Raw genomic sequence first — 10,471 nt, forward strand, 5'->3', positions numbered from 1 at the left:
GCGCTGATAGACTCGTCATTACAAATCACTGGATGGATTTTGCGGCGGCGATAATCTGCGCGCAAACAGGAGATATGGATGATGCGAATCTACGGCATGGTCGACAGCGGCAATTGCTACAAGCCGCGGCTGCTTCTGGCCAAGCTCGGCCAGAGTTTCGAACATGTCGAGGTGAGTTCGCATAGCGGTGCGACACGCTCGGCCGACTATCTGGCGAAAAACCCGAACGGCATGGTGCCGCTGCTCGAGCTCGACGACGGGCGGCTTCTGGCCGAATCGAACGCGATCCTGCTCTACTTCGCCGAAGGCACGCGGTTTCTGCCTTCGGACCGCTATCTGCGCGGGCAGGCCTATCAATGGCTGTTCTTCGAGCAATACAGTCATGAGCCTTACATTGCCGTGCGCAAGGCGCTGCTGACCTTTCCCGAGCGGGCGAAGGATGCGACGCCCGAGCGTCTGGCCCTGACGCTGGAACGCGGCAACAAGGCACTCGGCGTCATGGAAAAACATCTGGCCAAGAATGCGTTTTTCGCAGGCGATGCGATGAGTGTCGCTGACATCGCGCTCTATGCCTATACGGCCGATGCGGGCAAGGGAGGCTTCGACCTCGGTGCTTATCCGGCGGTGTCAGCCTGGCTGGAGCGGGTGAGGGTGGACCCGGGGCACGTATCGATCGACTGGCTGCCTTGAATTGTTGATTGCGCTGCGGGCGACTTAGGAGCGCCCGGCGTCGCTGCAAACTCCAGACAACAAAAAGGCGGGGAGTTACCCCGCCTTCCGCGCCCAAAACAGGCTGATCTGGAATTCATCGGCCAGGTCTGGCGGCAATCTGCCGCTTCAGTTCCTGACCCTGACCTCCGGCGCGCTTGTCGCGCGGCCGCCAGTACATCCGTGACTTGCCGTGCGCTTCGAACCTTTCAGTCCGAGGCGCGCGTAAAATCAGCCGGCCTTGGAAAGAGAACCAGCAGACGACTTGCCAGTGCGGCGGTCCTGCTCGATCTCGAAGTTGATCTTCTGACCTTCGACGAGGTTCGACAGACCAGCGCGCTCAACAGCGGAGATGTGGACGAAAACGTCCGCGCCGCCTGCGTCAGGCTGGATGAAGCCGAAACCCTTGGTCGAGTTGAACCACTTTACGGTGCCAGTAGCCATTTTATATTTCCTTGCGTTTGCAACGTTATTTAACCAAGCGAACTTGGTCGCCTTGTATCGAGATTTTGGAGATAGACGTCAGCAAACGCGAATAAATCGCGGGACTACCATATCGATCGGCCGAAATATCAACGGGGCTGATATAATGCGTATTGCTCGCAAGCACAAGAGCCAGAGAAGATGATCGTTCACCGGGATGTGATCGGCCGCCATGAGCACTTCCGTCGATCCCGCTCGTTCCTGTCTATAGGAGCATTTGGTGATGCATGCGCAGGGAGGTGACCTTGAAACGTGTTTTGCTCGTTCTTTGCCTGTCTTTGATCGCGGTCGAGGCACAGGCGATTTCCCGCTATACCTCTACCAGCATGAGTTGCGGCGAGGTTCAGGCCACGGTCCGGCGCGATGGCGCTGCGCTGCTGCGTTATCGTTCGGAGCGCAATCCTTCCATCCTGCGCTATGACCGCTATGTCGCGGATCGCCGGTTCTGCAAGAGCGATGAGAGCGCCGAGACCGTCTTCGTCCCGACAGCCGACCGGTCCTGTCCGGTGCGCCGGTGCGAGCGGGTAGACCCGGACGACCGTTTCCTGATTTTGCGCGACTGAGGCGCATTGATATTCAGGTGAGGGCGGCCTGCCCAAGAAGTCAGGCCGTTCAGAAGCCGAAAGACGCCTGTGCGGACGGCGGCGGGCCAACCCGTACGCCTTCCATGGTCAGAAGCTTTTCCTTGGTGGCCGAGCCGCCGGGAGCCGAAAAGCCGCCTATCTTGTTGCCGGCCGCGAGAATGCGATGGCACGGAACCACGATCGGCACCGGGTTGGAGCCCAGCGCCTGGCCTGTTTCGCGCGCCAGCCCGGTGTGGCCGGCACGCTGGGCTAACTCGCCATAGGTCGTCGTCTCGCCAAACCCGAGCTTTCGCGCCGCGTCGTAGATCGCCAACCGGAAGTCGTTGATGCCGGCGAGGTCGACCTTGATGTCCGAAAAGTCCACTATCTCGCCCGCTGCATAGCGCGTGATCTCATCGACTGCGGCGACGATGTTCGCCGGCAGCTCTCTCGCCGTCTGTTGCGACGGCTCGCCGGACTGTGAGATTCGGGACATCGTCGCCAGCAGCCGCCTTTCGGTGGCTACACGGTCGCGCTCGGGCAATTGCACCCGCGTCAGGCCCCGCTCGCTCCAGGCGATCCCGATCCAGCCGATGGCGGTTTCGAAGAGATGATAGGGTATGGTCATCACGTTTTTGCCCAGAAAGCCGAGGTGTTTCATACCACAGAAGCCGACCGGTACAAAGCGGGAACAGTCTCTTATCAGTGGACTGCACTAAGCCTCCTGACAGCATGGCGCGATACACTTGCAACCGGGCCGTGTTGCCGAAACGGTGCGGCTGATGTATTGGGGTTTCCAATCGTTAACAATTGATTTGCAGACAACGAGCGCGGCTTTGCCTTCTTTTCTGAGATTTCCTCTCGTTGCAGCGGTGCTATCGCCCTTGGCGCTAGCGGCCTGCGCGACGACTGGAGAAGACACGCCGACAAGCTTGGCCATGGCGCCGACCGTCGATCTGGCACTGCCTGACACGGTGTCGATTGTGCCGAGTTCCTATACGCAGACCGAGGCGCGCGTGGAGGCCTCGCCGGCCGAGACCGTCACGGCCAATGCCTTCGCCACCGCGGATGTGCCTGTTAGCCCGCTCGCGCCGCAAAACGGCACTGTCGTGGACAAGCTCATCACCAAATATGCCGCGATCTACGAAGTGCCGGAAACGCTTGTGCGCAGCGTGGTCAAGCGCGAGAGCACTTTCAATCCGCGTGCCTATAATCGCGGTCACTGGGGCCTGATGCAGATCAAGCACGCGACCGCACGCGGCATGGGCTATGACGGCCCGGCGAACGGCCTTCTCGATGCCGAGACCAATCTGAAATATGCGGTGAAATATCTGCGCGGTGCCTATCTGGTGGCCGGCGGCGACCACAGGCGCGCCGACCGCCTCTACCAGACCGGCTATTACTACGACGCCAAGCGCAAGGGCCTGCTGGAAGAGACAGGCCTGGGCAAGGATCGCCGCCGCATGCGCCGCCCGGAACCTGAGATGAACCCGATGGCTGGGGCCTCGGCGCCTGAACCTATCCCCGGTGCAGCTAATATTGCGCCGGCGGCTATTCCAGCGGCGGCGCCGGTGTTTCCGCCCGCGCCAACGCCGCTTCCTGCCGCCGCACCGGTTCCGACTCCGGCTGCCACGCCCGGCGCTGCCTGACAGCTCTCTGCAGTTTCCACATCCGATTTGGCCAGCAAGCGGATTTCCGTTTCCGGTCTGATGCAGTAAGTCGGCATGGTCCGAATGCAAGGGGATCGCATGCTCACGCTTCACCATCTCAACAATTCGCGCTCGCACCGCATTCTTTGGCTGCTGGAAGAGCTCGGGCTCGAATACGACCTGGCTCTCTACCAGCGCGACCCGAAAACCATGCTGGCGCCGCCGGAACTGAAAAACGTCCACCCGCTCGGCAAGGCGCCGGTGCTGACCGACGGAGAGCTGACGGTCGCCGAATCCGGCGCAATCATCGAATATCTCCTCGACCGGCACGACGACGGCACCCTGCGGCCTGCGCCCGGCACGCCCGAGCGCGTGCCCTATCTCACCTTCATGCATTTCGCCGAAGGCTCGGCGATGCCGCCGCTGCTCCTGAAACTCTATTTTTCGCGCATGGGCGAGGCGGCCGCCGCCGTTCTGCCGCGCATCGACGGCCAGATCGCCGAGATACTGGCCTTTCTCGATGGCGAGCTTGAAAACCGCGACTATTTCGCTGGTGACGACTTTACCGCTGCCGATATCCAGATGAGCTTCCCGCTGGAAGCCGCGGTGGCGCGCGGCGGGCTCGACCATCGCTTTCAGAACCTCACCGGCTTTCTCCAACGCATTCACGCACGCCCGGCCTATCAGCGCGCGGTGAAGCGCAGTGGCGCGGTAACGCTGGGGCGCTAGGGTTCGTCGAGATTCAGGTGATGACGGCCTGCAAATGACGGCTTTCTGCGCTTCCGGTGCTCACGTACCAAATGTACGCTCCGCTCCGGTTCTCGAAAGTCATCATTTTCGCCACGTCCTGACCTGAATCTCGACAACCCTGGAGCGTAATCTCGAATGCGGTCGAACAGATCGGAAGATTGGCCCAATGAGTGAAGAGCAGGTGGTGCGGTTTCGCCGCGACCTCGACGGCGATTTTTCGGCGCCAAAGTGGCTGGCCGGGTTTTCGATGCGGACCTTTCGCGCAAGTGACGCCCGAACCCTGCATGCGCTGCTGAGCGAAGTGTTCGACGATGGCGAGGAAGGCCCTTTCGATACCTGGTGGCAGAAAGTGTCGAACGATGATGAGTTCGACCCGGCACTGTGCTTCCTGGTGTTCGACGGCGACGAGCGGCTCGTTGCGGCAGCCTTGTGCTGGACCAGCGCCTATCTGAAGGACCTCGCGGTGCGCCCGGAGGCGCGCCGGCGCGGGCTGGCCGAAGCGCTGCTATGCCAGGTCTTCGGCACGTTTCAGGCGCGGGGTGCGGCCCATCTCGACCTCAAGACCGGCCTCGTGAAAAACCCGGACGCCGTGCGGCTTTATGAGCGGATGGGCATGCGCCGCGTTCCGCTGGAAGGCTGACCGCGACGCCGCTCAGGCGGCCAGCGGCAGACGGCCCAAAATGCCGTTCTTCTTCTGCAGGAAGCGCAGAAGCCGGTCGTTGTAGTCGGGCACGACGGCGTTTTTGACCGAAGGCCGCGCGGCCAGCGCCTCACGCCATTTCTGCACCTTGGGCAGGCCGTCGAAAACCTCGAGATCGGCGAGGCGGTCGATGACTTCGAAATAGCGGAAGGCCGGGGCGAAGACGGCATCGACGATGGAAAAATCCTTGCCGGCGAAATAGGGGCCGTCGCCAAGCTCGCTTTCGACGCGCGCCAGCTTCTCCTTCAGCGCGGCGCGGGCAACATTGAAGGCGGCTTGATCGCTCGTCACTTCCAGTGTCCAGATATCGCCGAGCACTGCCGAGCCAAACTCCATCCAGGCGCGATGGCGCGCCCGCGTCACCGGGTTGGCCGGGTGTAGGGCGGGCGGGTTGGTTTCGTCCAGATATTCGACGATGGCAGCGCTTTCGAACAACACGTCGTCGCCGACCTTCAGCAGCGGGACCTTGCCGAGCGGCGAGATTTTCAGGAACCATTCCGGCTTGTTTTCGAGATCGACGTCGACGCGCTCGAAGGGCACGTTCTTCTCGGCCAGCACGATGGCGGCGCGCTGCACAAAGGGGCAGAGGTCGAAGGAGATCAGCGTGAGATTGTTCGTCATGGCAGGCACTCCGTTGAATTGGATGCAATTGCATCTAACTAGATGAGCGCATATGTTCTGTCAATCTTGATGCAGATGCATGAAATCAACTATGTGTGAGAGATGGACAGACAACCGGACGACACGACCATCGCGGTCTGGATCGGCCTTTCGCGTGCCCAGCGCGTGGCAACGGCCGGCATCGAGGCGCGGCTGAAGGCGGCGGGCTTTCCGCCGCTTGCCTGGTATGACGCGCTGTGGGAACTGGAACGCGCCGGCGGCGGCGAGGGGCTCCGGCCTTTTGAGCTGGAGCGGGCGCTGCTGTTCGAGCAGTACAACCTTTCGCGGCTGATCGACCGGCTGGAAAAGGCCGGGCTGGTGGTGCGACGCAGTTGCCCGGACGACAAGCGCGGCCAGATGTTGGCGATCACGCCTGAAGGTTTGACGCTTCGCCGCGACATGTGGGGCGTCTATGCGCCGGCGATCGAGGCGGCGGTTGGAGCGAAGCTTGATGCGGATGAGGCGAAAGTGCTGGCGGGGTTGCTGGCGAAACTCGCCGTAACATCTGCGTGACATGCCGACGCCAGGGATGGTTCGGCCTATCTTTCGCCGTTCACGCTCCCTAACTCGCTTTCCATGAACAGACGCACAGCACTTGCCCTTCTTGCTTCCGCCGCGATGCCATGGCCGGCTTTCGCCCAGACGCAGGCCGAGCCAGCAACGCCCCGCGCTCTGCCGGACCTGCTCGACGAGGCGGAAAGGCTGACCTCGCTCAAGACCGTGCTGGTCATGCGCGGCGGCAAAACACTCGCCGAGCGCGGCTATCGCGGCAACTCGTTGACAGCTCCGACCAACATCAAATCGGCCTCGAAATCGGTTGTCTCGGCGCTGGTCGGCATCGCCATCGATAAAAAACTGCTGCAAGGGCCGGACCAGAAGATCGCGCCGCTGCTGCGCGCCGATCTTCCGGCCAAACCCGACCCGCGCATCGAGGACATCACCATCGGCAATCTGCTTTCCATGCAGGCCGGGCTGGGGCGCACTTCGGGGCCGAATTACGGGCGCTGGGTTTCCAGCCGCAACTGGGTGCGCACCGCCCTTGCCATGCCTTTCGATGACGAGCCGGGCGGGTCGATGCTCTATTCCACCGGCTCGACGCATCTGCTTTCGGCGATCCTGACGCGCGTCGGCGGCAAGTCGACGCTGGCGCTGGCGCGCGATTGGCTCGGGCCGCTCGACGGCTTTCGCATCACCGCCTGGGACCGCGACCCGCAAGGCATCTATGTCGGCGGCAACCAGATGGCGATGAGCGCCCGCTCGCTGGCAGCCTTTGGCGAGCTCTACCGCAATGGCGGCAAGACGCCTGAAGGCCGGCAGATCGTGCCGGCGGCATGGGTCGAGCGATCCTGGCAGCCACGCACCACTTCGCGCTTCAACGGCGATGGCTACGGCTATGGCTGGTTCCTGCGCGAGCTTGGCGGGCGGCCGGTCAGCTATGCCTGGGGCTACGGCGGGCAGATGCTCTACATCGTGCCGTCGCTGGAACTCACCATCGTCATGACCTCGGCCGAGGACAATCCGTCCGCCCGCACCGGCTACCGCGACGACCTCCACGCGCTTGCAAGCGGTATTATCGGCGCGGTCGAAACGGCCTGACGCCTCACGCGCCGATCGGCACTTTCAGCTGCTGGCCGACGAAGATCTGGTTCGGATCGTTGATCACCAACGGGTTGGCGCGGACGATGCGCGAGAACAGGGCGGAATCGCCGTAATGTTCGCGCGCGATCTTCGACAGCGTGTCGCCGGCCTTCACGGTATGGATGCGGAAGCCGATATAGTTCGCTACGATGCGCGGCCCGTAGATGACGGGCACGATGACCTTGTTGATCTCCGACCCGTCGGCAGCACTCTCTTCGAACACTTCCACGAACAGCCTGTCGAGCTGGAAGGCGGCATTGCCGATGGCTGCCGCAATCTGGAACTGGCCGTGCTCGCCGGTGCCGCCGCCGACATTGAAGAAGCCGGTGCGCTCGTCATGGCCGTCATGCACGCGCCAGTTCAGGGTCGCCTCAAAACCCTGGCCGATGCCGGCAATGAGGACGGGATCGCCGACGAGATCGAACGGCTTGGGCTGCTGGATTTCATTGGGCATGGCTCGGGTGCTCCCTCCTGTGCCGCCCACCGCCTGACATTTGGGATTGTCACGCGCCAGCTTGGTTCGGGAAGGCGCAAAAGTCGATTGGCCGGATATCCCCAATATGGCGGATGGCGAGGTCATGCGGGCGATATCGGCCCAGCGGCCTTTTCGCGCATCCGAAGGCAGGCAGTTGCAGGATCGCGCCGGCTGCCGTTAGCTGCACCAGATGATTTGCGCGCAAGAGGAGGCAGTTATGACTGACTGGAAACGCGAAGGCGGGTGCCGCTGCGGGCAGGTGCGTTTCAAGGTGAGTGCCGCGCCGCTGGTCACCATGGCCTGCCACTGCACCGGCTGCCAGAAGATGAGCTCCTCGGCATTCTCGCTGTCTGCCGCCATCCCCGCAGACGGTTTCGAAGTGACGCAGGGCGAGCCGGTGATCGGCGGGCTGCACGGTGCCTCAAAACACTATTTCTGCCCGCATTGCATGAGCTGGATGTTCACGCGGCCGGAAGGCATGGACTGGTTCGTCAACCTCCGCTCGCCCCTGCTGGACGACACCGACGGCATGGCGCCCTTCATCGAGACATGGACCAGCGAAAAGCTGCCCTTCGCCGAGACCGGCGCCCCGCACAGCTACGAGGCCCTGCCGCCGATGGAGGCATATGAAGGGCTGATGAGGGAATATGTGGAGTGGGCGGGGAAGTAGGCGTTTCCCCTTCTCCCCTTGTGGGAGAAGGTGGCCGAGCCGAAGGCGAGGTCGGATGAGGGGTGCTGGAAGAAACGAGAGCTCTCAGAATGAAGCACCAAGTTCCAATCTCGCCCTTTCTGTATCTTCGCACTCCGTCCAGCACCCCTCATCCGTCTCGGCGCTGCGCGCCGATCCACCTTCTCCCACAGGGGGAGAAGGGGTAGGCATGCCGCACCAGCCCGTTCAGCCAGCCAAACGCCGCTTCGCACGATCGCTCCGGCGGGAGCTGACCGAAGCCGAGGACAGGTTATGGCAGGAACTACGCGGCCGTCGTCTCGACGGGATCAAGTTTCGCCGGCAGGGGCCGGTCGGTCGCTTTGTCGCCGACTTCCTTTGCGCTGACGCGATGCTGATCGTCGAGATCGATGGCAGCCAGCATGCGGATTCGGAATACGACCGCGATCGCGATGCGGAACTGAAGGCGCGTGGCTTTCGCGTGCTGCGGTTCTGGAACGACGATGTGCTGCGGGAAATGAATTCCGTTTGCGACACGATCATCGCCTATGTGCGGGACACCAGCTTGCGGCCATGGAGGTGAAGCGCCGTAAACGCCGACGCTCCCTTCTCCCCTTGTGGGAGAAGGTGCCCCGAAGGGGCGGATGAGGGGTGCTGGAAGAAACGAGGCGCTTCAAGGCTATCGCCAAGCATCCATGTCCGCACACGTCCTGCAACAGGGCACTCCGTCCAGCACCCCTCATCCGACCTCCCCCGGATCAAGTCCGGGGTCGGCCACCTTCTCCCACAGGGGGAGAAGGGGAGCCGCAACCTCAAATATCTGGCGCGTTGCCGATGCGGGTCTTGAGGTCGAGCGCCCAGGCGCGGCCTTCGTCGCCGCCCCATAGAAGCCAGGCGATGTAGCCGGCCGAGGGGTTTTCCTCGTTGCCGAAATTCTTGGCGCGTTTGTCGACCTCGTGGCGGGCGAAATAGCTGACCATGCGCTTGATGACAGAAGGCTGGAGCGCGCGCCGCGCGACCAGCTCCTGCGCCCGCCCGACGCCGATCTCCGTTCCACCCCGCCCGAATTTTGCACGAAAGGCAAGCCCCTTGGCGGCGTTGTCGGCGACGGGTTGGGGTGGGACTAGGGAGATGAGGTTGTCGGGTTCCATGTGCCTGTGTGTCTTCTGTTCAGAGTGATTTCGACGTGTAGCCGATGTTGTGAGGTTTCAGCGTGGGCCGTTGGAACGTTATCTCTCCACGTCGTCATCTTCGGGCTTGACCCAAGGATTTTGACCCGAGGCTGATAAACAGCCTGTTGGCGCAAGCGATCGTACCTTGCCTCTCCAGTATGTATACGCAAACATGGCACGCATAATTGGCCCAGTTCACGGTTGGGTTATTTGGCGAAAGATACCTCCTTGAAGGGTGTGCGTTGGTGAAAACCGATAGTCGGTCAGGTTTCGATCGAAGCACTTATAGATGGATCGAGAGGAACGGTGGGCCTGATCCGATCACGCCCAGATTTTGTGCCTTTCTCCAAGAAAAGATGTCCGGTCGCTCCTTAGACTTGGAGGGTGACAAGGAGAAACGACCAGACTACGAATGTCTAGGCGGAGCCTTAGTTATAGAAATCAAAAGCTTAGAAGGCAGTCCATCCGAAAGACTTTCAAACGCGATTGCCCCTGCAAAAAAACACGAAAGCTGGCCTAAGTTCTTTGGCCATTGGCCAATCGAGGCGATCCTAAAGAACCTTCCGGAAGAAGAGAGAGAATCACTTCGAAAAAGCATTTTTGATCGATTGGCGCGTGCAGTAGTTACTCATTTCAAAAAAGCAAATAGGCAGATTGCCAATTTCGTAGGAAATAGAACAGGTGTTCACCTCCGCCTTCTTGTTTTGATAAACGAGGATTTCGCTGAGTACGATCCAAATACCGTCACATACATTGCCCAAAGAGAACTAAGTAGGAAAGGATCCGACGGGGCAGTAAGGTACTCAGACATAGATGCCATTCTATATTTGACTGAGCGGCATGCTACCAATCTGAATGGTAGAGTGACCTTTCCCATCTGACCTGCCACTGAACTTTCATCCAGCGGCGATTAGAGCCTCGGCCGTTTCTGATCCGATACCATTCTTTGGACCGCCGGAAGGTGGAGTTTCCCGGCTATATCCCGATGGCGGGCTGGTGGCGCCAT

14 protein-coding genes and 1 pseudogene are annotated in these 10,471 nt (G+C 61.3%); 10 read left to right on the forward strand and 5 right to left on the reverse strand.

The annotated features are described in order from the left end of the window. Positions 1 to 78: 78 nt before the first annotated feature. Positions 79 to 690 carry a glutathione S-transferase family protein gene (locus WBQ96_RS20155; RefSeq protein ID WP_336553147.1) on the forward strand — a complete coding sequence of 204 codons (612 nt, stop codon included), beginning with the start codon at positions 79 to 81 and terminating at the stop codon, positions 688 to 690. A 249-nt stretch (positions 691 to 939) separates the two neighbouring features. Here the strand turns inward: WBQ96_RS20155 and WBQ96_RS20160 are convergent, their stop codons facing one another. Then, positions 940 to 1,152 (reverse strand): cold-shock protein, encoded by a 213-nt coding sequence (locus WBQ96_RS20160; RefSeq protein ID WP_091913209.1) that lies wholly within the window; start codon positions 1,150 to 1,152, stop codon positions 940 to 942. A gap of 278 nt (positions 1,153 to 1,430) precedes the next feature. Between WBQ96_RS20160 and WBQ96_RS20165 the strand changes: the two genes are divergently transcribed. After that, on the forward strand, positions 1,431 to 1,754 hold the full coding sequence (locus tag WBQ96_RS20165) for a hypothetical protein (RefSeq protein ID WP_336553440.1): 324 nt from the start codon (positions 1,431 to 1,433) through the stop codon (positions 1,752 to 1,754). Between the two features lie 49 nt (positions 1,755 to 1,803). Here WBQ96_RS20165 and WBQ96_RS20170 read toward each other — a convergent pair whose 3' ends face one another. After that, on the reverse strand, positions 1,804 to 2,382 hold the full coding sequence (locus tag WBQ96_RS20170) for a methylated-DNA--[protein]-cysteine S-methyltransferase (RefSeq protein WP_336553145.1): 579 nt from the start codon (positions 2,380 to 2,382) through the stop codon (positions 1,804 to 1,806). A gap of 481 nt (positions 2,383 to 2,863) precedes the next feature. Here WBQ96_RS20170 and WBQ96_RS20175 point away from each other — a divergent pair. The 3 genes and pseudogenes from WBQ96_RS20175 to WBQ96_RS20185 form a co-directional block, all read left to right on the forward strand. Then, positions 2,864 to 3,223, forward strand: a pseudogene (locus WBQ96_RS20175) (transglycosylase SLT domain-containing protein); the annotation flags it as partial. Between the two features lie 279 nt (positions 3,224 to 3,502). Further along, entirely contained in the window at positions 3,503 to 4,132 is a 630-nt protein-coding gene (locus tag WBQ96_RS20180) for a glutathione S-transferase family protein (RefSeq protein WP_336553144.1), read from the forward strand. Between the two features lie 187 nt (positions 4,133 to 4,319). Beyond that, positions 4,320 to 4,793: a GNAT family N-acetyltransferase gene (locus WBQ96_RS20185; protein ID WP_336553143.1), complete on the forward strand. Its 474-nt coding sequence runs from the start codon at positions 4,320 to 4,322 to the stop codon at positions 4,791 to 4,793. 12 nt (positions 4,794 to 4,805) lie between these two features. On the opposite strand, the gene WBQ96_RS20190 is transcribed toward WBQ96_RS20185, so the two are convergent. Then, positions 4,806 to 5,474 carry a glutathione S-transferase family protein gene (locus WBQ96_RS20190; RefSeq protein ID WP_336553141.1) on the reverse strand — a complete coding sequence of 223 codons (669 nt, stop codon included), beginning with the start codon at positions 5,472 to 5,474 and terminating at the stop codon, positions 4,806 to 4,808. Positions 5,475 to 5,576: 102 nt separating this feature from the next. On the opposite strand from WBQ96_RS20190, the gene WBQ96_RS20195 reads away from it, so the two are divergent. Both WBQ96_RS20195 and WBQ96_RS20200 read left to right on the forward strand, forming a co-directional pair. Then, positions 5,577 to 6,026, forward strand: coding sequence for a MarR family winged helix-turn-helix transcriptional regulator (locus tag WBQ96_RS20195; RefSeq protein WP_336553138.1), 450 nt, complete (start codon positions 5,577 to 5,579; stop codon positions 6,024 to 6,026). 63 nt (positions 6,027 to 6,089) lie between these two features. Next, a complete protein-coding gene (locus WBQ96_RS20200) occupies positions 6,090 to 7,109 on the forward strand; it encodes a serine hydrolase domain-containing protein (RefSeq protein ID WP_336553136.1) in 1,020 nt (339 codons plus the stop codon). A gap of 4 nt (positions 7,110 to 7,113) precedes the next feature. On the opposite strand, the gene WBQ96_RS20205 is transcribed toward WBQ96_RS20200, so the two are convergent. Further along, complete coding sequence (locus tag WBQ96_RS20205) at positions 7,114 to 7,605, reverse strand: Gmad2 immunoglobulin-like domain-containing protein (RefSeq protein ID WP_336553134.1); 492 nt, start codon at positions 7,603 to 7,605, stop codon at positions 7,114 to 7,116. Positions 7,606 to 7,843: 238 nt separating this feature from the next. Here WBQ96_RS20205 and WBQ96_RS20210 point away from each other — a divergent pair, with 238 nt between their 5' ends. After that, entirely contained in the window at positions 7,844 to 8,296 is a 453-nt protein-coding gene (locus WBQ96_RS20210) for a GFA family protein (RefSeq protein ID WP_336553132.1), read from the forward strand. 208 nt (positions 8,297 to 8,504) lie between these two features. Continuing rightward, on the forward strand, positions 8,505 to 8,876 hold the full coding sequence (locus WBQ96_RS20215; protein ID WP_336553130.1) for an endonuclease domain-containing protein: 372 nt from the start codon (positions 8,505 to 8,507) through the stop codon (positions 8,874 to 8,876). A 229-nt stretch (positions 8,877 to 9,105) separates the two neighbouring features. On the opposite strand, the gene WBQ96_RS20220 is transcribed toward WBQ96_RS20215, so the two are convergent. Next, complete coding sequence (locus tag WBQ96_RS20220; RefSeq protein WP_336553128.1) at positions 9,106 to 9,444, reverse strand: hypothetical protein; 339 nt, start codon at positions 9,442 to 9,444, stop codon at positions 9,106 to 9,108. A 206-nt stretch (positions 9,445 to 9,650) separates the two neighbouring features. Between WBQ96_RS20220 and WBQ96_RS20225 the strand changes: the two genes are divergently transcribed. Further along, entirely contained in the window at positions 9,651 to 10,346 is a 696-nt protein-coding gene (locus WBQ96_RS20225; RefSeq protein ID WP_336553126.1) for a hypothetical protein, read from the forward strand. Positions 10,347 to 10,471 lie beyond the last annotated feature (125 nt).

This window comes from Mesorhizobium sp. CCNWLY176 (assembly GCF_037153935.1).
GTDB classification, from domain to species: domain Bacteria; phylum Pseudomonadota; class Alphaproteobacteria; order Rhizobiales; family Rhizobiaceae; genus Mesorhizobium_M; species Mesorhizobium_M zhangyense.